The sequence below is a fragment of the Streptomyces aurantiacus genome (assembly GCF_027107535.1).
Taxonomy (GTDB): domain Bacteria; phylum Actinomycetota; class Actinomycetes; order Streptomycetales; family Streptomycetaceae; genus Streptomyces.
Genome location: NZ_CP114283.1, coordinates 2,369,406 through 2,389,621, shown reverse-complemented (window position 1 = coordinate 2,389,621; position 20,216 = coordinate 2,369,406). Strand labels below are relative to the sequence as shown.

Below are 20,216 nucleotides of genomic sequence, written 5' to 3'. Positions count from 1 at the left end.
TGACCCGGCACGTACGTTCCCCGTGGTCACCCGGATCACCGAACTGGCTCGAAAGCGCCGGTCGACGCGCCGGAGCTCGTGCGGGAGCGCGGAGCGGGCACGCGCGGCCCACCGGTCACGCTCCGTCAGCTCGCCGCCGCCCGGCCCGAGCGGCGGGAGGCGCGGCTAACCGACGATCCTGCCGTTGAGCACCACCCGTCGCGGCGCCGCCAGGACCCGGACGTCCGCCCTGGGGTCCTCTTCGTACACGACGAGGTCGGCCTGCGTGCCCTCCTCCAGGCCCGGCCGTCCCAGCCATGCCCGGGCACCCCAGGTGGTGGCCGAAAGCGCCTCGACGGGCGGGATCCCGGCGGTCACCAGTTCGGCGACCTCCCCCGCCACCAGGCCGTGCGGAAGCGTGCCGCCCGCGTCGGTACCGACGTACACCGGGATCCCTGCGTCGTACGCGGCGCGCACGGTGTCGTAGCGCCGCTCGTGGAGCCGCCGCATGTGCGCCGACCACTGCGGGAACCTGGCCTCGCCCCCGGCCGCGAGCTGCGGGAAGGTCGCGATGTTGACGAGGGTCGGGACGATCGCGACACCGCGCTCCGCGAACAGCGGGATGGTGTCCTCGGTCAGTCCGGTGGCGTGCTCGACGCAGTCGATGCCCGCCTCGACGAGGTCGCGCAGCGAGTCCTCGGCGAAGCAGTGCGCGGTGACCCGGGCCCCGAGGCGGTGGGCCTCGGCGATCGCCGCCTCGACCTCGGCGCGGGGCCAGCACGCGCCGAGGTCGCCCGTTGCGCGGTCGATCCAGTCCCCCACCAGCTTCACCCAGCCGTCGCCGCGCCGGGCCTCCCCGGCCACGTACGCGACGAGGTCCTCGGGCTCGATCTCGTGCGCGAAGCCCCGGATGTAACGGCGGGTGCGGGCGATGTGGCGGCCCGCCCTGATGATCTTCGGCAGGTCGTCGCGTTCGTCGGCCCAACGGGTGTCGGAGGGCGAGCCCGCGTCGCGGATGAGCAGCGTGCCGGCCTCGCGGTCGGCCAGGGCCTGCTTCTCGGCGACGTCGTCCGGGACCGGACCATGGGGGCCGAGGCCCACGTGGCAGTGGGCGTCGACCAGTCCGGGCAGTGCCCAGCCGTGCACGGTACGGACGTCGCGGGCGCCGTCGGGGCGCTCGTACGTGATCCGTCCGGCGACGACCCAGAGTTCGTCCCGGATGTCGTCGGGGCCGACGAGCACCCGTCCCTTCACATGCAGCACCGGCTGATCGCTCATGGGCAGCACCTTAGTTCGGCGACCGCGGGTGGTCCGTGGCCGGTCGCGCCCACGCGGCGCAGCCGCACATCGACACGGCCCCGCGCCTCACGGGGCGCCGTCCTCCTCCACGTCAGCCATCGCCGGGTCCAGCAGGCGGGACAGGAAGTGCCTGGTCCGCTCGTGGGTCGGATTGCCGATGACCTGGGCGGGTGCGCCGGCCTCGACGACGACACCGCCGTCCATGAAGACGACCCGGTCGGCGACCTCGCGGGCGAAGGTCATCTCGTGGGTGACGACCATCATGGTCATGCCCTCGTCGGCGAGCATGCGCATCACGGCGAGTACGTCCCCGACGAGCTCCGGGTCGAGCGCCGAGGTGGGCTCGTCGAAGAGCATCACCTGGGGGCCCATGGCGAGCGCGCGGGCGATGGCGACGCGCTGCTGCTGGCCACCGGAGAGGGACGCGGGATACGCGTCCGCCTTCTCCGAGAGCCCGACGCGGCGAAGGTTCTCGGCGGCGACCTTCGCGGCCTCCGCCTTGTCGCGGCCCAGCACCCGGCGCTGCGGCAGCGTCAGGTTGTCGGTCACCGACAGGTGCGGGAAGAGGTTGAACTGCTGGAAGACCATCCCGATCCGGCGGCGCACGGCGTCGATGTCCACATCGGGGTGGGTGACCTCGGTGCCGCCGACGAAGACCTGCCCCTCGGTGGGTTCCTCAAGGAGGTTCACGCAGCGGAGCAGGGTCGACTTGCCCGAACCGGAGGGGCCGATGACGCACACGACCTCGCCGGAGCCGACCTCCAGGTCGATGCCGCGCAGCACCTCGTTGTCGCCGAAGGACTTGTGCAGGCCGCGGACCTGGATCTCCGGCGTACCGGCCGTGCCGCTCCTGCTGCTGCTGCTGTCACTGCTCACTTGGTGGCCTCCCCGGCCTTCGCCTCAAGGCGGCGTACGACGAAACCGAGCGGGATCGTGACCAGCAGATAGCACAGGCCCGCCACCAGGATCGGTGTCGAGTTGGCGGTCTCGCTGGCCAGGTCGCGGCCGAACTTGGACAGTTCGCGCTCCTCCAGCGTGACCCCGAGGAACAGCACGAGTGAGGAGTCCTTGAAGAGGAGCACCAACTCGTTGGTGAGCGGCGGGATCACGATCCGGAACGCCTGCGGAATGATGATGGACACCATGGCCCGGGCGTGGGAGAAGCCCAGCGAACGGGCCGCCTCCATCTGCCCCTTGGGGACGGCCTGGATGCCGGCGCGGATCGTCTCCGCCATGTACGCGGCAGCCACCAGGCCGAGCGCGAGCGCGACCTTGCCGTACGTGCCGCCGGGGATCTCCGTGCCGGGGAACGCCAACGGCACGGCGACGCCCACGAAGATGAAGATCAGCAGGGCGGGCAGCCCGCGGAAGATCTCGATGTAGATGCCGGCCAGCCAGCGGTACGGACCGACCGAGGAGAGCCGCATCAGGGCGACGACCACGCCGAGGGCGAGGCCGAAGACGAACCCGGAGATCGTGTAGAGGACGGTGTTCTTCAGCGCCAGCGTGATGATGTCGGGGAACATCCGCTCGGCCAGGTCGACCTGGGCGAACTGGTTCCGCAGCTGCCCCCAGTCGGCCGTGACGCCGAGGGCGACCAGCGCGGCGACGAACACCGCGTACTGGACGCCCTGCGACACGGCCCGCTTCTGGCGCCTGGTCAGACCGCTCCTGCGTGGCTGGACCTTGGTGTCGGTCCCACTCATGAGGAGGCGGACGGGGAGGCCGAGGCGGCGCCCGCCGCGCTCTCGTCGTACGGTCCGATCCACTTCTCGTACAGCTTCTTGTACGTGCCGTCGGCCTTCGCGTCCGCCAGTGCCTTGTTGACGGCTTCGCGGAGCTTGGTGTTGCCCTTCTTCATCGTGAAGCCGTACTCCTCACCGGTGTTGATGTTGTCGGCGACCTCGAAGGCGGCGGCGTTGGCCTTGTCCTTCAGCCAGCCCTGGACGACCGGGTAGTCGATGACGACGGCCTTGACCTGGCCGGTGCGCAGGCCGTTCAGGAGGGCGTCCGAGGACTCGAAGGAGACCGGGTTCAGGCCCTTGCTCTTCGCGTACTCCTCGCCGGTGGTCTGTGCCTGGGCACCGACCTTCTGGCCCTTGAGGTCCGCGAAGGAGGAGATGCCGCTCTTCTTGTCGGCCAGGACACCCTGGGTGGCCTCGAAGTACGGGTCGGAGAAGTCGACGTTCTTCTTGCGCTCGTCGGTGATCGTCATGCCGGCCGCGGCGAGGTCGCACTGGCCGGAGTTGAGGGACCCGCCGGTCTTGAAGTTCTCGAAGGGCTGGTCGAGGATCTCCTGCTTCACGCCGAGGTCCTTGGCGACCAGGTCGACCAGCGACACGTCGAAGCCCTGCACCTTGCCGTCGATCTCCGACTGGAACGGCGGGTACGGCAGGTGCGTGCAGGTGGTGAGCTGTCCGCCCTTCACCAGCTCGACCCCGTTCGCGGTGGTCTTCTTCCCCCCGTCGTCGTCCGAGGAGCAGCCGGCGACGAGCAGCAGCCCGGCCGTCGCGGTGGTGGCGGCCAGAATGCGGGTCCGGCGCCCGAGGACCATGTTCACGGGGGGTGACCTCCTGTGGGGAAACTGTGGCTTCTGATTATAAGGATTGGTTTGAGGCACTCAAACCAATCCCATGGCCATTGAGCTGTCCGGCCTCAGAAGTCGCCGGTGGGGCGAGCGCTGGGACGCCGGTTACGCTCGTTGCTGCCTACCCCGTGAGTGAAGAGAGCAACGCCGTGACCCACCCCTTCCTGGACCTGGTGCCGCTGAGCGCCGCGCATTTCGCGTCGATCGAGGACCGCGTGGCGCGGCTGCTCTCCACCGAGCAGGACGTCGTGATCACGCAGGGTGAGGCGCTGCTGCCCCTGGAGGGGGCCATCCGTGGCACCGCGGGCCCCGGCACGACGGCCCTGAACGTGATCACCGGTCCGTACGGGCAGACGTTCGGCGACTGGCTCCGGGACTGCGGGGCGACGGTCCACGACCTGGCCGTCCCCTTCCACACGGCGGTCACGGCGGCACAGATCCGTGAGGCCTTCGCCGAGCACCCGGAGATCGACTTCGTCTCGCTGGTGCACGCGGAGGCGGCCACCGGGAACACCAACCCGGTCGCGGAGATCGGCGAGGTCGTACGGCAGCACGGCGCCCTCTTCTACCTGGACGCGGTGGCCTCGATCGGCGCCGAGCCGGTGCTGCCGGACGCGTGGGGCGTGGACCTGTGCGTGATCGGGGCACAGAAGGCGATGGGCGGCCCCGCCGGGGTCTCGGCGGTGTCGGTGAGCGAGCGGGCGTGGGCCCGCATGTCCGCGAACCCGCACGCTCCGCGCCGCTCCTATCTCTCCCTCCTGGACTGGAAGGAGCGCTGGACCGACGCCGGCCGCAAGACCCTTCTCCATGCTCCGGCACAGCTGGAGATGCTGGCCCTGGACGCGTGTGTCCGGCGCATCGAGGAGGAGGGGCTCGACACCGTGATGTCCCGCCACGCGGCGGCCGCGGCGGTGACGCGGGCGGGGGCGGTCGCGCTGGGCGCGGGGATCGAGCCGTACGTGCGCGAGGCCTCGGAGGCGGCGCCGGTGGCCACGACGTTGCGCACCCCCGCCGGGGTGAACGCCGCCGAGCTGGTGGCCAGGGCGCTGGCCGCCGATCCGGCGCTTCCGCTGGCCGCGGGCGGCGGCGCCCTCGCCAAGGAGATGATCCGGGTCAACCACTACGGCCCCGCGGCGTCCGAGGCCACCGTCCGGGCCTGCCTGTCCGCGCTGGGCGCGGCGCTGGCCGACACGGGGGCCTGAGCCCAGGGTCCGCCTGCGGGCGGGTGGGGGCCCTTTCTTCGGGGCGCAGCCCCCTGAAGGGGCGCGGGGAACTGCGCGACCAGCCGCAGCGGACCCGCGGTCATCGGCGCACACCGGCGCCCGCCCGGGAATGAACCCCAGCCGTTGAACGTTCACGGACTTGGCGGAGGGTGCCTCCGCGTACGTACGAGCCGGAAAGAAGCCGAGACATGCGCGTCGAGATCTGGAGCGACATCGCCTGCCCCTGGTGCTACGTGGGCAAGGCCCGCTTCGAGAAGGCGCTCGACGCCTTCGCGCACCGCGACGACGTCGAGGTGGTGCACCGCTCGTTCGAGCTCGACCCGGGCCGGGCCAGGGACGACGTCCAGCCGGTCCTCGCGATGCTCACCAAGAAGTACGGCATGAGTGAGGCGCAGGCGCAGGCCGGCGAGGAGAACCTGGGCACCCAGGCCGCCGCGGAGGGCCTGGAGTACCGCACCCGGGACCGCGACCACGGCAGCACCTTCGACATGCACCGGCTGCTGCACCTCGCCAAGGACCGGGGCCGCCAGGACGAGCTGATCGGGGTGTTCTACAGGGCGAACTTCGCCGAGGAGCGCTCCGTCTTCGACGACGACGAGCGGCTCGTGGAGCTGTCCGTCGCCGCCGGGCTCGACGCCGGCGAGGCCCGCGCGGTGCTGGCCGACCCGGCCGCGTACGCCGACGAGGTCCGTGCCGACGAGCGCGAGGCGGCCGAGCTGGGCGCGAACGGTGTGCCGTTCTTCGTCCTCGACCGCAAGTACGGCGTCTCCGGCGCCCAGCCCGCCGAGGTCTTCGCGCAGGCCCTGGAGCAGGCGTGGGCCGCCCACTCCCCGCTGAAGCTGATCCAGCAGGACGACGCCGAGGAGTGCGGCCCCGACGGATGCGCGGTGCCCCAGCAGCACTGACGAGGGGAAATTCGCAGGTCGGAGCCGATCTATAAGCGCTCCTTGGCGAAACCACGTAGAAATCGGCAATGGACGGGGAGTTCCCGGGGCCGCAGAGTGGTCGCATGGAGACCTTCGAGAGCCTCGTCCGAGCCGAGTTCGCCCCGAAGAACACCTATCTGAACACCGCCAGTACCGGGCTGCTCCCGGCCCGCGCGGTCGACGCCGTCCGGGCCGGCGTCGAGTCCGTGGCGGCCGGGCAGCCGCAGGACATGTTCGCCGACGTGGAGGCGGCCCGCGCCTCCTTCGCCCGGCTCGTGGGAGTGTCGGACCGCCGGGTCGCGGCCGGGGCCTCGGTCGCCGTCTACACCGGGCTGATCGCCGCCTCGCTGCCCGAGGGCGCCGAAGTCCTCACCGCCGAGGCCGACTTCACCTCCGTGGTGAACCCCTTCCATGTGCGCCGCGACCTCAAGGTGCGCACGGTGCCGCTGGAGCGGATCGCCGAGTCGGTGCGCCCCGGCACCGCTTTGGTCGCGGTGAGCGCCGCCCAGTCCGCGGACGGCCGGATCGCCGACCTGCCCGCGCTGCGCGAGGCCGCCCGCGAACACGGCGCCCGTACGTACGTCGACGCGTCCCAGGCCGCCGGATGGCTCCCGGTGGAGGCGGACGCGTACGACTACGTCTCCTCCGTCGCCTTCAAGTGGCTCGTCTGCCCGCGGGGCGTGGCCTTCCTGGTCGTTCCGGAGGATCTGGGCGGACTGGACCCGGTCTTCGCGGGCTGGGTGGCGGGAGAGCACCCGTGGGACAGCTGCTACGGGCCGGTCGAGGAACTCGCCCACTCCGCGCGGCGGTTCGACGAGAGCCCGAGCCTCTTCTCGTACGCCGGTGCCCGCCATTCCCTGGAACTGATCGAGAAGCTGGGCGTGGACGCCGTACGCACCCATGACCTCGCACTCGCCGACCGGTTCCGGGCAGGCCTGGCCACGCTGGGGCAGGAGCCGGTCCCGGCGCCGGGCTCGGCCATCGTCTCCGTGCCCGGACTCGGCCACCGGCAGCCGGAGTTGAGCCGGGCGGGCATCGAGGTCTCCGACCGTGCGGGCCATCTGCGGGCCGCCTTCCACCTGTACAACACGACCGCGGACGTGGACCGGCTGCTGGACGTCCTGTCCGGCTGATTCCCCGACCCACTGGCGCACGGCCGACGGGGACGCTAGGAAGGGCACCACGAGGTGGTGGTGCCGGTGGAGCCAACTCTCCACACGCCCGAACGGCCTTCCGCGGACGCGGAGTTGCACCGGAGGCTGGTGTACGGCGACGAGAGCGCGCTGGCCGAGGCGTACACGGCGTACAGCGGGCTGGTCCGGCGGATCGCCGTACGGGTCACGCAGAGCGCGGCGGCCGCCGAGGACGTGGCGCAGGAGGTCTTCGCCCAGCTGTGGAGCAGGCCGTACGCCTTCGACGCGCGCCGGGGCTCGCTGCGCACCTGGCTGTCCCTGCTCGCGCACCGGCGGGCCGTGGACTGGGTGCGCGGCGAGGCCCGGCACCGCAAGGACGCCCGCACGGACGACTCCGCCCTGCACGCGATCCCGGACGCCCGGCCCGGCCCCGACGAGGCGGTCGTCGACCGCGAACGCGCCCTCCTGCTGCACTCCGCCCTGGCCGAACTCCCGCAGTCCCAGCGGGAGGTGGTCCACCTCGCCTACTTCGCGGGGCGCACCTACCGTCAGGTGGCCGTCGAGCTCGGCATCCCGGAGGGCACCGCCAAGACCCGTCTGCGGTCGGCGCTGCGCAGGCTGGCCGCTTCCTTGGCCGATCCGGCCGATCCGCCGGACCCGCCCGGCCCGGCGGATCCGGCGTGGGAGAGGGGCGCATGATGGCGGCAGGGGAAGGAGGCGTCCGGTGAGCGACGATCACGACGGCGTGCCCGAGCTGCTGGCCGCCCGGGCCCTCGGCATGCTGCGGGCCGCGGACGAGAGGACGGTCCGGTCGCACCTGGCCGGGTGCGAGAACTGCGCCGCGGAGGCGGAGCGGCTTTGCGAGACGGTACGGCTGCTGGACGGGCCCCCGGGAGCGCCGGAGCCGGCCGCCGCACAGGACGGTCCGGCCGGACCGGACGGGGTACTCGCCGTCGCTCTGCGGGCCCGGCCCGCCGTGCCGTCCGTCGCCGCACACGCGGCCCCGTACGCGGCCGCGGTCGGCGGCCTCGCGGCGCTGCTGCGCGAGGTGGAGGCCTCGGGAGCGTGGGGCACGCCCGTGGTGCACGACTGGGACGTCCGGGACACCGTCGGCCATCTCATCGCCGCCGACGAGCAGTTGGCCCGGTTCCTCGGTGTGCGGACCCACGCGCCGGCCTCCCGGGTCACGCGGGACATGGCGTGGGAGGAGGCCTGGCAGACACGGACCACCGAAGTGATCGCGTACGAACGGGCCCGGGCACCCGGGGAGACGGTGGCGGCGTGGTCCGCCAGGGCCGCCGCGCTGCTGGCCACACCCGAGGCCCGGGATCCCGAACGGGCCGCGCTCGCCACGACGTTGACGGGCGTGCGGCTGCCCGTGGCCGACCATTTCCTCGGGCGCGCCTTCGAGACGTGGATCCACACGCACGACATCGGCCGCGCGCTCGGGATCGCCGTGCCACCGCTGCCCGGGGACCGTCTGGGGCAGCTGGTGCGCCTGGCCGTGCGCATGCTCGGTCTGGCGCTGGGGCCCACGGCGGCACCGGTGCTGTTCACGGTGACGGGCGGCGAGGCCTGCGCACCTCGGGTGCTGGGCTCCGAGGACGAGCCGGTCCGGGGTGAACTCACCCTGGACGTCGTGGACTTCTGTCTGCTGGTGGGAGGACGGCACACGCCCGCCGGGGTGCCCAGGGGTGCGGCGGGCGACGAGAGCGCCGTACGGAACGTGCTGGAGCGGGCGGCGTCGCTGGCCTGGCTGTAGGCAGCACTCCCCCTGGCGCCGGTCCGGCCCTGTTCCGGTCCTGTTCCGGTCATGGGGCGGCCCTGGCCCGGCAGTGACCTGTCCGCGGTCAGTCCTTGGCGGGGGTCCGGCAGTCGGCCGTCTCCGCGCACAGGTTCGCCTCGACGCGGGAGAGGAGTCCGGCGAGCTGTGCGCGCTCGGCGGGGTTCAGCCCGGCGAGGGTGTGCTCCTCCAGTCCGGCCCAGGCGCCCGAGACCTCGTCGTGCAGCCCGCAGCTCTGCTCCGTCGCCTCGACGAGGACCGCACGGCCGTCCCTGGGGTCGGGGCGGCGGCGTACGTGTCCGGCCTGCTCCAGACGCTGGAGCATCTTCGTGACCGTCGACGGATCGAGGTCCACGGCCTTGATCAGTTCCGCTTGGCGTACGGCGCCCACGGCCCACAGGTACATCATCACGGACTCCTGACCGGGGTAGAGCCCGGCCCCTCGCAGCAGCCTGCCCGCCGCGACGCGGTGCAGCCTGGCCACCCTGGCGAGGGCGTGACCGACCGGGCCGCCGCGCGCGGCGGACGGCAGGTGGTCGGTACCGGCAGGTCCGGCCTGCGTGGCCGCGACCTCCTGGAGGGCACTCATCTTCGGCTCCCGGTTCCCACGTACGAATCCTTTCCGCCCGGCCTCGGACCGAGCGGTGTCCGGCCCCCCACGGGCGGGCCGAGGGCACCCCGCGCCGCACGGCGATCGGCCCGGTGTCCGACTCGTGCGAGTCGGACACCGGGCCGATCGCCCTCGGGCGACGGTCACTTCACCGGTGTGAAGTCCCTCGCTCCGATGAACTCGGGCCGGCGCACCGGCGCCGCGAACGGCTCCACCGCCGTGTTCTCCACGCTGTTGAACACGATGAAGACGTTCGAGCGCGGGAACGGCGTGATGTTGTCGCCCGAACCGTGCATGCAGTTGCAGTCGAACCAGGTCGCCGAGCCGGCACGGCCCGTGAAGAGCTTGATGCCGTGCTGTGAGGCGTACTTGGTGAGCGCCTCGTCGGAGGGCGTGCCCGCGTCCTGCATCTGCAGCGACTTCTTGTAGTTGTCCTTCGGCGTCTCACCGGAACAGCCGAGGAACGTGTGGTGCGACCCCGGCATGATCATGAGGCCGCCGTTGGTGTCGTGGTTCTCGGTCAGCGCGATCGACACGGACACCGTCCGCATGTTCGGCAGGCCGTCCTCGGCGTGCCAGGTCTCGAAGTCCGAGTGCCAGTAGAAGCCGCTCGCCCCGAAGCCGGGCTTGACGTTGATCCGCGACTGGTGCACGTACACGTCGGAGCCAAGGATCTGCCGGGCGCGGCCCACCACACGCTCGTCACGCACCAGTTGGGCGAAGATCTCGCTGGTCCTGTGGACCTCGAAGACCGAGCGGATCTCCTGCGACTGCGGCTCGATGATCGAGCGCTCGTCGGCCCGGACCGCCGGGTCGGCGATCATGCGCTCCAGCTCGGCCCGGTAGAGCGCGACCTCGTCGTCGTCGATGAGCTGCTCGACCGCGAGGAAGCCGTCACGCTCGTACGACTGCAGATCGGCGCCCGGGATGGGCCCGGGCGTGCCGGGCTCGCTCCACACGACGGGGTCCTGCCGGGGTACGGACACCTCGCCGGCGCCGCGACTCGGATACAGGTCGGTGATCGTCGTCATCGGGATCAGACCTCCTCGGGTTCGGTGAGCAGGGGGTAGACGCCGTTCTCGTCATGGTCCTCCCGTCCGGTCACCGGCGGATTGAAGACACAGATGCAGCGGAAGTCCTCCTTGATCCGCATCGTGTGCCTCTCGTGTCCGTCGAGGAGGTACATGGTTCCCGGCGTGATCGTGTACTTCTCGCCGGTCTCGTCGTCGGTGAGTTCGGCTTCGCCCTCCACACAGACGACGGCCTCGATGTGGTTCGCGTACCACATCGACGTCTCCGTACCCGCGTACAGGGTCGTCTCGTGCACGGAGAAGCCGACCCTCTCCTTGGCAAGGACGATGCGCTTGCTCTCCCAGGTGCCCGACGCGGATTTCACGTGTCGGTCAGTGCCTTCGATCTCCTTGAACGAACGGACTATCACGGTGCTGCGAAGCCTCCTTCAGGCTGTTCTGCGGTAGGGGCGCTTCAGGTGGTTCGGGGCGTTCAGGCCGTCTCTCGTACGGCGCGGGCGAGGGTGCGCAGTCCCTCGTCCAGTTCGTCGGGCGTGATGGTGAGCGCGGGGAGGAGTTTCACGACCTCGCTCTCCGGGCCCGACGTCTCGATCAGCAGGCCGAGTTCGAAGGCGCGGTGGGCCACCCGGCCCGCACGCTCCTTGTCGTGGAACTCCAGGCCCCAGACGAGGCCGCGGCCGCGGTACTCCTTGACGTCAGCGAGGTTCTCCTCGGTGATGGAGATCATCGCCTGCTCGACCTGCTCGCCACGGGTGCGCGTCTGCTTCTCCATGGCGGGCCCGTCGGACCAGTACGTCTCCAGGGCGGCGGCGGCCGTCACGAAGGCGGGGTTGTTGCCGCGGAACGTGCCGTTGTGCTCGCCGGGCTCCCAGATGTCCAGCTCGGGCTTGAACAGGCACAGGGACATGGGCAGTCCGTAGCCGCTGATGGACTTGGAGACGGTCACGATGTCGGGCACGATCCCCGCCTCCTCGAAGGAGAAGAACGCGCCGGTGCGGCCGCAGCCCATCTGGATGTCGTCGACGATCAGCAGCATGTCCTGGCGCTCGCACAGCTCGGCGAGGGCGCGCAGCCACTCGGGACGGGCGGCGTTGATGCCGCCCTCCCCCTGGACCGTCTCGACGATCACGGCGGCGGGCTTGTTGAGGCCGGAGCCCTGGTCCTCCAGGAGCCGCTCGAACCAGAGGAAGTCCGGGACCTGCCCCTCGAAGTAGTTGTCGAAGGGCATCGGCGTGCCGTGCACGAGCGGGATGCCGGCGCCCGCGCGCTTGAAGGCGTTGCCGGTGACGGCGAGCGAGCCGAGCGACATGCCGTGGAAGGCGTTGGTGAAGGAGACGATGGACTCGCGGCCCTTGACCTTCCGGGCCAGTTTCAGCGCGGACTCGACGGCGTTGGTGCCGGTCGGGCCGGGGAACATGACCTTGTACGGCAGGTCGCGGGGTCGCAGGACCAGGTTCTGGAACGACTCCAGGAAGCTGCGCTTCGCGGTCGTCGACATGTCGAGACCGTGCGTGACGCCGTCGCGTTCCAGGTAGTCGATCAGGGCGCGTTTCAGTACGGGGTTGTTGTGCCCGTAGTTGAGTGATCCGGCGCCGGCGAAGAAGTCGAGGTACTCGTGGCCGTCCTCGTCGAACATGCGGCTGCCCTGCGCGCGGTCGAAGACGGTGGGCCAGCTGCGGCAGTAGCTGCGCACCTCCGACTCCAGGGTCTCGAAGACGCTCAGGTCGGGCTGGGTGATGGTCACGGCGTTGCTCCTCAGGCGTGGGGGGATCAGATCGACAGGGGACCGATGCGGTACAGCACTTCGGGGTCGTGCGGTCCGTCGGGGAACTGCCCCGTGTCGAACAGGACCTCACGCTCGACGGTCGCGCCGTGGCGCGCCGCGTACGAAGTGAACAGCCGCTCGGACGCGGTGTTGCCGGGGCTGATCGTGGTCTCCAGACCGGTCAGCTCCTGCTCGCGGCCGATCCGGAGGGTCAGCCCGTCGAGGAGGGCCGCGGCGAGACCGCGTCCACGCTGTGCCGCGTCGACGGCCACCTGCCAGACGAGGAGGGTCCCCGGGCGGTCCGGCCGGATGTAGCCGGTGACGAAGGCGACCGGCTCGCCGTCGGCCGTACGCGCCACGGCCGAGGTGCCGGCGAAGTCACGGCACCACAGCAGGTAGCTGTACGAGGAGTTCAGGTCGAGGGTTCCGGAGTCCTTGGCTATGCGCCAGAGTGCGGCTCCGTCCGCCACGTGCGGACGGTCGATCCGCAGCCCTTCTGGCATTTCCAGGAATTCCGCTTGCAGGTCAGCTTGTGCGGCGGTCATGTCGATTGAATTTACCCAGCGAAAGTCGAAATTGCATCGCCGGACGGGGTTACGCGAAGAGGACTCATGTGTTATCACGCGGGCGCGGGCCGCGCGTGGACCTAGTTGAAACCGCCACTTTGTCCAGAAAATACCGGACGAAACGGACTCCTTGTGTATTGCGTCACAGCCGTGTAATCGCCACGAGACCTGCCCGAATTGTGGGATCGATGTTCGCAAAAATTTGGCGTTTAAGGTCTCGAAAAGCGGGCAGGAGAATACGGGAAGCCGCGCCAAATAGGCGCAGAATTAGACGCTCCGATTAAAGCAGATCAGAATTCGGTAATGAGACGCTGACGCACTGTCGCCCTCTCGGACGCGGCGCACCGCGAGAGCGGCCGGGAAACGGGGAAGCGGCGCTCCCGAGGGAGCGCCGCCGTGCGCGGGGCTCAGCTGCCGTCCCGCAGGTCCGCGGGCCAGTCCGGGCGGAACTCGATGTGGTCGTACGTGACCACGCAGCCCTCGCCCATCGGGGACTGGGCCATGAAGCCGACCAGGGCGGCACCGGTCCTCTCCTGGTCGGCCAGGGTGAAGAGGCGGACGAAGGTCCAGCGCTCGCCGTCCCTGGAGGCGTGGAAGGCGAAGGCGCGGCCGGTGCGGCTCATCCGGAGCCAGACCGAGCTGCCTTCGACCGCGAAGGAGTTGGCGTCGTCGGAGTGACCCCGGGTGACGACCGTGCAGACGGTGGGCACGTCCGGGGAGTACTCCAGGCAGAGCTTGGCCCAGGCCCGCTCGCCCACGTGCGCGTACAGCACGCCCGCGTCGAAGGCCCCGCGGAAACCGACCGTGACGCGGGCGATGAGCTGGAAGTCACCCTCGGGCGCCCCGAGCAGCCGGGGCGCGTCGGACGCGGGGTCCAGCCCTTCGTCGGTGGGCGGCACGAACCGGTCCTGCCGCGCACCCGCCCATCCGGTGAGCACCCCGTCCTCGTACGACCAGTGTCCGTCGGGCCCGTAGGTGCGGAGGGGGAAGGGAAGTTCGGGAATCTTTACGTCCATCGCCCGAGTCTGTCAGGTGCACCCCCGCGCCCTCCAAGGAGTTCGAGGTCGATGGACACCCCTTCAGGAGCGCGGAGTGGGGGGCGCCCTTTCAGGAGCGCGGGGAACTGCGCGATCAGCCACAACGGGCCCGCAGCCGCACAAGCGACCGCGGGCCCGGGGCCCAAGGGCAAAAAGCGGAGCGCTACCGCTCCAGGCGGCCGTCGTAACGCCGCGGCAGGCCCAGCGGGTTGTCGTCCCGCAGCTCAGGCGGCAGCAGCGCCTCGGGGGCGTTCTGGTACGCGACCGGCCGCAGCCACCGCTCGATGGCGGTTCCGCCGACACTCGTGGACGTGGACGTGGTCGCCGGGTACGGCCCGCCGTGGTGCTGGGCCGCGGCCACGGCGACCCCTGTCGGCCAGCCGTTCACGAGCACACGCCCCGCGAGCGGCGTCAGCTCGGCGAGGATCTCCGCGCCGCGCCCCTCACCCGCGGCCTCCTCCGTGGAGAGGTGGACCGTCGCGGTGAGGTTGCCGGGGAGCCGGGCGAGCACCGCGTTCGCCTCGGTCTCGTCCTCGTAGCGCGCGACCACGGTGACCGGGCCGAAGCACTCCTCCAGCAGGAGGTCGTACTCGCCCTCGGCGGCCAGCTTCTGCGCGGGAACCGTCAGGAAGCCGGGGCTCACGGTGTGCTCACCGCCCGCACCCGGCGTCACCGGGGCCTCCACGCCGGGGAGCCCGGCGCGCTCGGCGACACCCGCGACGAAGTTGTCGCGCATGCGGTGGTCGAGGAGGACACCCGACTCGGTGTCGCTCACCGCGTCCGTCAGGGACTTCAGCAGCCGGTCGCCCGCCGCGCCGGCCGGCGCCAGCACCAGACCGGGCTTCACGCAGAACTGGCCGACGCCCAGCGTCATGGAGCCCGCGAGCCCCGTACCGATCGCCTCGGCGCGCTCGGCGGCCGCGGCCTCGGTGATGACGACCGGGTTCAGCGACCCCAGCTCGCCGTGGAACGGGATCGGCACGGGCCGGGCGGCCGCCGCGTCGAAGAGGGCGCGTCCGCCGCGTACCGAACCGGTGAAGCCGGCGGCCGTGACCAGCGGGTGCTTGACCAGTTCGACGCCCGCCTCGAAGCCGTGGACCAGGCCGAGGACGCCGTCGGGGATGCCGTGCTGGGCGGCGGCCCGGCGCACGACGGAGGCGACCAGCTCGGACAGGCCCGGGTGGTCGGGGTGCGCCTTGACGACGACCGGGCAGCCCGCCGCGAGCGCGCTCGCGGTGTCACCGCCGGCCACGGAGAAGGCGAAGGGGAAGTTCGAGGCCGAGTAGACCGCGACGACGCCCAGCGGCACCTTGTAGCGGCGCAGGTCCGGGATCGGCGGGGTGGCGGTGTCGTCGGGGTGGTTGATCACGACCCCGAGGAACTCGCCCTCGTCGACGATGTCCGCGAAGGCCCGCAGCTGGAAGCAGGTGCGGGCGAGTTCGCCGGTGAGCCGAACCGGGCCGAGCGCGGTCTCCGCGTCGCCGGCCTCGACGAGATGGTCCTTGGCGCCTTGGAGCTCGTCGGCCGCGGAACGCAGGAAGGCCGCGCGGACCGTGCGGTCGGCGAGTGCCCCCCTGGCGGCGTGCGCGGCGCGGACGGCCTCGTCCACCTCCTGGGCTGTGGCTTCCACCGCAACCTGCTCGCGCTGCTTCCCGGTTCGGGGGTCGACACTCCAGACTGGTGCTGCTGCCACCGCGGGTCCCTCCAGATGTAATGCCGCAGTACATGTGCCACTCACCAGGGGCGTTCGATATGCTGAACGCTGTCTCTGGTGGTGAATATGCTGTGGAGACTATTTCCCGGCCAACTAGGGGGTCAAGGCGATGTCGGCAGTCGAGACGGGCGGCGGAGCACAGGTCAAGTCCGCGGTGCGGACCGTTGAATTGCTCGAGTACTTCGCCGGACGCCCCGGCATGCACTCCCTGGCCGCCGTGCAGGAGGCCGTCGGGTACCCCAAGTCCAGTCTCTACATGTTGCTGCGCACTCTTGTCGAGCTCGGCTGGGTCGAGACCGACGCGACGGGTACGCGGTACGGCATCGGCGTGCGGGCGCTGCTCGTCGGCACGTCGTACATCGACGGTGACGAGGTCGTCGCGTCGGCGCGGCCGACGCTGGACCGGCTCTCCGACGACACGACGGAGACCATCCACCTGGCGCGCCTCGACGGCACGAACGTCGTCTACCTCGCCACCCGCCAGTCCCAGCACTACCTGCGTCCCTTCACGCGCGTGGGGCGCCGGCTGCCCGCGCACTCGACGTCGCTCGGCAAGGCGCTGCTGGCCACGCACACGGACGAGCAGGTCCGCAAGCTGCTGCCGGAGACGCTCCCCGCGCTGACCGAGCACACGATCACCGACCGGGAGAAGCTCATCGAGGAGCTGAACCTCGTGCGGGAGCAGGGGTTCGCGGTGGACCGCGAGGAGAACACCCTGGGGCTGCGCTGCTTCGGCGTGGCGATCCCCTACCGGACGCCCGCGCGGGACGCGATCAGCTGCTCGGTGCCGGTGGCGCGGCTGACGCCGGCGCACGAGCAGATGGTGAAGGACGCGCTGTTCGACGCGCGGGACCGGCTGACACTCGCCACCAGGAGGCTCTGACATGGAGATCGTGCTCCGAGAGGTCCACGACAGCGACCTGCCGGTGTTCTTCCGGCAGACGAACGATCCCGAGTCCGTGTCCATGGCCGCCTTCACGACCAAGGACCCGACCGACCGGGACGCCTTCGACGCCCACTGGAAGCGGAACCGCGCGTCGTCCGCCGTGATCCGCACGGTCCTCGTCGACGGTGACGTCGTCGGCAGCGCGTCGGTGTACGGCCCGCCGGACGAGCGCGAGGTGACGTACTGGATCGACCGCGCCTACTGGGGGCGGGGGATCGCCACCGCCGCGTTGCGGGCGCTGCTCGCCGCCGTGCCCGAGCGGCCGCTGTACGCGCGGGCGGCGGCGGACAACGCGGGGTCGGTGCGGGTGCTGGAGAAGTGCGGGTTCGTCGTGACCGGGCGGGACCGGGGGTTCGCGAACGCACGCGGCGAGGAGATCGACGAGGTCGTTCTGACACTGCGGGGGTGAGCGGCGGGTTGAGCGCCGCGGGTGCGTCGGCGGGACTGCGGTCGGCTGTCCGGTGCCGGTCGCCCGCGCCCCTGAAAGGATTGCGCCGTTCCCCGCGCCCCTCAAGAGACTGCGCCGTTCCTCGCGATCCTGAACGACCGCGCCGTTCCCCGCGGCCGGTCAAGGGCGCGGGTGGTCTGTTGTGTTGCCGGGGGTCTCCCCCCTGTGGCGGAGGTGGATCGTCGTCGGGCAGGACGTGTTCTGCCGGGTGGGACGGGAGCCTGGTGGGCATGACGCAGATGCTCCCCTCCGCTCCTCCGCCGGCTCCCCCGGCACCCGTCGGCGTGAGCCGCCTCCGCCGGGTGCTGCGTGCCGTCGCCGTCGTGTCCTGTGTGCCGTACGTGTCGCTCAAGGCCGCCTGGCTGGCCGGCAGTCACCTGGGGGTCCCCGAGGGCAGCCCGCTGCTGGACCACCGGGCGGCGACGGCCGTGGCCAACGGGGTGAGCGTGCTGCTGGACAGCGTGGTGGTCGTCCTGGCGCTGCTGCTCACCCGGCCCTGGGGGCTGCGGGTGCCCGCCTGGCTCCTGGCCGTCCCCCTGTGGGTCGCGACAGGGCTGCTCGCCCCGATCATGACCGGATACCCGCTCCAACTGATCGTCCGGATGTTCGACGGGGGCGCTGACCGGGCCGCGGGCACGGACGGGGAACCCTTCCTGGACGAATGGGTTTTCGGGGTCGTCTACACCGGCTTCATCGTGCAGGGGCTCGCGCTCGGCACGCTCTTCGTGCTCTACGCACGGGACAGGTGGGGGCATCTGTGGCGGGAGTGGCCCGCGGGCCACGGTCGCGGCACACAGCGGGCCGCCGCCGTGACAGCGGGCGTCCTCGCCCTGTTCCCCGCCACCCTGCACCTCCTCTGGGCCTGCGGCGCGACCACCGGGCTCGACGACGGCCGTGCCGAGGACCGTACGAGCGACTTCCGTGTCCTGGAGGGCATGTACGTCGTCTTCCTGGCCGCGGCTGTCGTGGGCGCGTACCTGCTCGCGTTCCGGCGGCCCGACCGCGCCCTGTCCGTGAGCGTCCCCTCGGTTCTCGCCTGGGCCGGGTCCGCGGCCGTGGCCTGCTGGGGCGGCTGGCTCACGCTGGCGAGTCTCGGCGGTGCGGACGGCATCGCCGAGCAGCCGACGACAGAGATGCGCCTCGCCTACGCTGGGCAGATGATCGTCGGCGTCCTCGTGGCGGGCGTCGGTGCCTCCGTCCTCGCCGAGCGATCGAAGCGACCGGCGTGATCGCACTCGCCCGGGCCCTGTTCGGGAAGTGGGCGCGCCGCCGGTGGATCCATCTGGTCCTCGGCGGCGCGCTCGCCATGCCGTACGTCTTCGTCGGCGAACTGCTCGTCGGGCCGTTCACCACGTCCGCGCACCTGTTCAGTTCGCTGTCCCACCAGCTCGTGGCCTTCGGCGCCGGGCTGCCCCTCGCCGCGGTCACCGGGGTGTTCCCCCTGACCCGGCCGATGTCGGTGGCCGTCGTACGGTCCCTGTGCGGGGTCGACGGCGACCGCCTCGCCGAGGGGCCGGCGCGGACCCGGCAGGCCAAGGGGCGCACAGCCGCATGGTTCACGCTGCATCTCGGCCTCGGCGCGGTGATCGCGGGGATGTCCCTGGCGACGCCACCCTTCGCGGTGGCGCTGATCGTGCTGCCGCTCTACGCGGGTCTGCGCGGCTCACAGCTCGACCTGCCCGAACTCTTCGACCACACCTGGGCGCTGGCGCTCTCCCCGGTCGCCGGCGTGGCGATGCTGCTGGCCCTCGCCGGGTGCGCGGCGGGCGCGGGCACGCTGCTGGCCCGCTGGGCGCCCGCGCTGCTCGGGCCCACGCCCGAGGACCGGCTCGCCGTCGCCGAGTCCCGGGCCGCCGACCTCGCCGTGCGCAACCGGCTCGCCCGTGAACTGCACGACTCCGTCGGCCACGCGCTGAGCGCCGTCACGCTCCAGGCGGGCGCGGCCCGCCGGGTGCTGGACAGCGACCCGGAGTTCGTACGCGAGGCGCTGGCCGCGATCGAGGACACCACGCGGCGCACGGTGGGCGAACTCGACGCGGTGCTGGGCGTGCTGCGGGACGCCGACTCCCCCGGTACCGCCCCTTCGCCCGCGCCCACCCTCGCCGCCGACCTCGACGGCCTCCTCCGGCGCACCCGCGCGGGCGGGCTTCCCGTGACCGCCACCGTGGAGGCGGACCCCGAGTCGCTGCCTCCGCTCGTCTCCCGTGAGGCGTACCGCATCGTGCAGGAGGCGCTCAGCAACGCTCTCAGGCACGCGGGCCCCGAGACGCCGTTGACCCTGCGCATCGCCCTCGCCGGCGGGGAGCTGGACATCACCGCGGAGAATCCGGCGCCGGATGCCGGTGTCCCGCGCCCCGGTGGCGGCCACGGGCTGCGCGGCATCGCCGACCGGGCCCGGCTCCTGGGCGGCACCAGCCGGGCGGGCCCGGTGGACGGGGTGTGGCGGCTGAACGTACGACTCCCCCTGGAAGGACCCGTATGACCATCCGGATCGTCCTCGCCGACGACGAACGCATGGTGCGCACCGCGCTGCGCGCGATCCTGGCCGCCGAACCCGATCTGGAGGTCGTCGGTGAGGCGGCCACGGGCGCCGAGGCCGTGTCCGTCGTCCGGGATCTCGGGCCGGACGTCGTCCTCATGGACGTGCGGATGCCCGGGATCGACGGCATCCGCGCCACCGAGCAGATCCTGGCGACCCTGGCGGAGCCGCCCCGCGTCGTCGTGGTGACGACCTTCGAGAACGACGCCTACGTGTACGAGGCACTGCGCGCCGGAGCGTCCGGGTTCCTGCTCAAGCGCGCGGAGGCGGACTCCCTGGTCCAGGCCGTACGGCTCGTGGCGCACAGCGACACCCTCCTGTTCCCGGCGGCGGTGCGGGCACTGGCCACCGAGTACGGGCGGTCCAGGACCGCGCCGCCGGCCTGGGTGGCGCGGCTCACGGGACGGGAGAGCGAGGTCCTGCGGCTGGTGGCGGCCGGGCTCACCAACGCGGAGATCGCGGACCGCATGGGCGTCGGGGCCGCCACGGTGAAGACCCATGTGGCGGCCGTCCTCGCGAAGACGGGGACCCGGGACCGTACCCAGGCGGTCATCGCGGCGTACGAGGCGGGCTTCATGAACGGCGGATGAGAAATCGGGACAGGAGGGAACGATCGGCCGTTCCCCGCTC

At 71.7% G+C, this 20,216-nt stretch carries 21 protein-coding genes; 10 read left to right on the top strand and 11 right to left on the bottom strand.

Features of this window, described 5'->3' with window-relative positions; genetic code table 11:
• Positions 1-165: 165 nt before the first annotated feature.
• The 4 genes from O1Q96_RS12265 to O1Q96_RS12250 form a co-directional block, all read right to left on the bottom strand.
• A complete protein-coding gene (locus O1Q96_RS12265; protein ID WP_269248199.1) occupies positions 166-1,257 on the bottom strand; it encodes an amidohydrolase family protein in 1,092 nt (363 codons plus the stop codon).
• An 87-nt stretch (positions 1,258-1,344) separates the two neighbouring features.
• Positions 1,345-2,154: an amino acid ABC transporter ATP-binding protein gene (locus O1Q96_RS12260; RefSeq protein ID WP_269248198.1), complete on the bottom strand. Its 810-nt coding sequence runs from the start codon at positions 2,152-2,154 to the stop codon at positions 1,345-1,347.
• A complete protein-coding gene (locus O1Q96_RS12255) occupies positions 2,151-2,984 on the bottom strand; it encodes an amino acid ABC transporter permease (protein WP_269248197.1) in 834 nt (277 codons plus the stop codon). The genes O1Q96_RS12260 and O1Q96_RS12255 overlap by 4 nt, the downstream gene beginning before the upstream one ends.
• Positions 2,981-3,838 (bottom strand): ABC transporter substrate-binding protein, encoded by an 858-nt coding sequence (locus O1Q96_RS12250; RefSeq protein WP_269248196.1) that lies wholly within the window; start codon positions 3,836-3,838, stop codon positions 2,981-2,983. Before O1Q96_RS12250 ends, O1Q96_RS12255 begins: the two co-directional genes overlap by 4 nt.
• A 155-nt stretch (positions 3,839-3,993) precedes the next feature.
• Here O1Q96_RS12250 and O1Q96_RS12245 point away from each other — a divergent pair, with 155 nt between their 5' ends.
• The 5 genes from O1Q96_RS12245 (at position 3,994) to O1Q96_RS12225 (ending at position 8,909) form a co-directional block, all read left to right on the top strand.
• Entirely contained in the window at positions 3,994-5,067 is a 1,074-nt protein-coding gene (locus O1Q96_RS12245; protein WP_269248195.1) for a pyridoxal-phosphate-dependent aminotransferase family protein, read from the top strand.
• Between the two features lie 209 nt (positions 5,068-5,276).
• Entirely contained in the window at positions 5,277-5,993 is a 717-nt protein-coding gene (locus O1Q96_RS12240; RefSeq protein WP_269248194.1) for a DsbA family oxidoreductase, read from the top strand.
• Positions 5,994-6,097: 104 nt separating this feature from the next.
• Positions 6,098-7,147, top strand: a complete 1,050-nt coding sequence (locus O1Q96_RS12235) for an aminotransferase class V-fold PLP-dependent enzyme (RefSeq protein ID WP_269248193.1) — start codon at positions 6,098-6,100, stop codon at positions 7,145-7,147.
• Between the two features lie 54 nt (positions 7,148-7,201).
• Positions 7,202-7,846 (top strand): RNA polymerase sigma factor, encoded by a 645-nt coding sequence (locus O1Q96_RS12230; protein ID WP_269248192.1) that lies wholly within the window; start codon positions 7,202-7,204, stop codon positions 7,844-7,846.
• 25 nt (positions 7,847-7,871) lie between these two features.
• Positions 7,872-8,909, top strand: coding sequence for a maleylpyruvate isomerase family mycothiol-dependent enzyme (locus O1Q96_RS12225; protein ID WP_269248191.1), 1,038 nt, complete (start codon positions 7,872-7,874; stop codon positions 8,907-8,909).
• A gap of 88 nt (positions 8,910-8,997) precedes the next feature.
• On the opposite strand, the gene O1Q96_RS12220 is transcribed toward O1Q96_RS12225, so the two are convergent.
• The 7 genes from O1Q96_RS12220 to O1Q96_RS12190 all read right to left on the bottom strand — a co-directional run bounded on the left by O1Q96_RS12220 (position 8,998) and on the right by O1Q96_RS12190 (position 15,632).
• Entirely contained in the window at positions 8,998-9,519 is a 522-nt protein-coding gene (locus O1Q96_RS12220; protein WP_269248190.1) for a MarR family winged helix-turn-helix transcriptional regulator, read from the bottom strand.
• 164 nt (positions 9,520-9,683) lie between these two features.
• Positions 9,684-10,571, bottom strand: a complete 888-nt coding sequence (gene thpD, locus O1Q96_RS12215; RefSeq protein ID WP_269248189.1) for an ectoine hydroxylase — start codon at positions 10,569-10,571, stop codon at positions 9,684-9,686.
• A 5-nt stretch (positions 10,572-10,576) separates the two neighbouring features.
• On the bottom strand, positions 10,577-10,981 hold the full coding sequence (locus O1Q96_RS12210) for an ectoine synthase (RefSeq protein WP_217453769.1): 405 nt from the start codon (positions 10,979-10,981) through the stop codon (positions 10,577-10,579).
• 62 nt (positions 10,982-11,043) lie between these two features.
• Positions 11,044-12,315 carry a diaminobutyrate--2-oxoglutarate transaminase gene (gene ectB, locus O1Q96_RS12205; RefSeq protein WP_217453770.1) on the bottom strand — a complete coding sequence of 424 codons (1,272 nt, stop codon included), beginning with the start codon at positions 12,313-12,315 and terminating at the stop codon, positions 11,044-11,046.
• A gap of 26 nt (positions 12,316-12,341) precedes the next feature.
• Positions 12,342-12,881: a diaminobutyrate acetyltransferase gene (gene ectA, locus O1Q96_RS12200; protein WP_217453771.1), complete on the bottom strand. Its 540-nt coding sequence runs from the start codon at positions 12,879-12,881 to the stop codon at positions 12,342-12,344.
• Between the two features lie 428 nt (positions 12,882-13,309).
• Positions 13,310-13,918 carry a DUF1349 domain-containing protein gene (locus O1Q96_RS12195; RefSeq protein WP_269248188.1) on the bottom strand — a complete coding sequence of 203 codons (609 nt, stop codon included), beginning with the start codon at positions 13,916-13,918 and terminating at the stop codon, positions 13,310-13,312.
• 184 nt (positions 13,919-14,102) lie between these two features.
• Complete coding sequence (locus O1Q96_RS12190) at positions 14,103-15,632, bottom strand: aldehyde dehydrogenase (NADP(+)) (RefSeq protein ID WP_269248187.1); 1,530 nt, start codon at positions 15,630-15,632, stop codon at positions 14,103-14,105.
• A 130-nt stretch (positions 15,633-15,762) separates the two neighbouring features.
• Between O1Q96_RS12190 and O1Q96_RS12185 the strand changes: the two genes are divergently transcribed.
• The 5 genes from O1Q96_RS12185 (at position 15,763) to O1Q96_RS12165 (ending at position 20,176) form a co-directional block, all read left to right on the top strand.
• Positions 15,763-16,536, top strand: coding sequence for an IclR family transcriptional regulator (locus O1Q96_RS12185; RefSeq protein WP_217453774.1), 774 nt, complete (start codon positions 15,763-15,765; stop codon positions 16,534-16,536).
• A gap of 1 nt (position 16,537) precedes the next feature.
• On the top strand, positions 16,538-17,008 hold the full coding sequence (locus O1Q96_RS12180; protein ID WP_269248186.1) for a GNAT family N-acetyltransferase: 471 nt from the start codon (positions 16,538-16,540) through the stop codon (positions 17,006-17,008).
• 269 nt (positions 17,009-17,277) lie between these two features.
• Entirely contained in the window at positions 17,278-18,276 is a 999-nt protein-coding gene (locus O1Q96_RS12175; RefSeq protein ID WP_269248185.1) for a hypothetical protein, read from the top strand.
• On the top strand, positions 18,273-19,529 hold the full coding sequence (locus O1Q96_RS12170; protein WP_269248184.1) for a sensor histidine kinase: 1,257 nt from the start codon (positions 18,273-18,275) through the stop codon (positions 19,527-19,529). Before O1Q96_RS12175 ends, O1Q96_RS12170 begins: the two co-directional genes overlap by 4 nt.
• Positions 19,526-20,176, top strand: coding sequence for a response regulator transcription factor (locus tag O1Q96_RS12165; RefSeq protein ID WP_269248183.1), 651 nt, complete (start codon positions 19,526-19,528; stop codon positions 20,174-20,176). Before O1Q96_RS12170 ends, O1Q96_RS12165 begins: the two co-directional genes overlap by 4 nt.
• Positions 20,177-20,216: the final 40 nt, after the last annotated feature.

Excerpts from the sequence above, each read along its gene's own strand:
- O1Q96_RS12185 (WP_217453774.1), top strand. The coding sequence starts at position 15,763 with ATGTCGGCAGTCGAGACGGGCGGCGGAGCACAGGTCAAGTCCGCGGTG.
- O1Q96_RS12265 (WP_269248199.1), bottom strand. The coding sequence starts at position 1,257 with ATGAGCGATCAGCCGGTGCTGCATGTGAAGGGACGGGTGCTCGTCGGC.
- O1Q96_RS12220 (WP_269248190.1), bottom strand. The coding sequence starts at position 9,519 with ATGAGTGCCCTCCAGGAGGTCGCGGCCACGCAGGCCGGACCTGCCGGT.
- thpD (WP_269248189.1), bottom strand. The coding sequence starts at position 10,571 with ATGACGACGATCACCGACCTGTATCCGAGTCGCGGCGCCGGCGAGGTG.
- O1Q96_RS12175 (WP_269248185.1), top strand. The coding sequence starts at position 17,278 with ATGACGCAGATGCTCCCCTCCGCTCCTCCGCCGGCTCCCCCGGCACCC.
- O1Q96_RS12235 (WP_269248193.1), top strand. The coding sequence starts at position 6,098 with ATGGAGACCTTCGAGAGCCTCGTCCGAGCCGAGTTCGCCCCGAAGAAC.
- O1Q96_RS12240 (WP_269248194.1), top strand. The coding sequence starts at position 5,277 with ATGCGCGTCGAGATCTGGAGCGACATCGCCTGCCCCTGGTGCTACGTG.
- O1Q96_RS12165 (WP_269248183.1), top strand. The coding sequence starts at position 19,526 with ATGACCATCCGGATCGTCCTCGCCGACGACGAACGCATGGTGCGCACC.
- O1Q96_RS12180 (WP_269248186.1), top strand. The coding sequence starts at position 16,538 with ATGGAGATCGTGCTCCGAGAGGTCCACGACAGCGACCTGCCGGTGTTC.
- O1Q96_RS12255 (WP_269248197.1), bottom strand. The coding sequence starts at position 2,984 with ATGAGTGGGACCGACACCAAGGTCCAGCCACGCAGGAGCGGTCTGACC.
- O1Q96_RS12195 (WP_269248188.1), bottom strand. The coding sequence starts at position 13,918 with ATGGACGTAAAGATTCCCGAACTTCCCTTCCCCCTCCGCACCTACGGG.
- ectA (WP_217453771.1), bottom strand. The coding sequence starts at position 12,881 with ATGACCGCCGCACAAGCTGACCTGCAAGCGGAATTCCTGGAAATGCCA.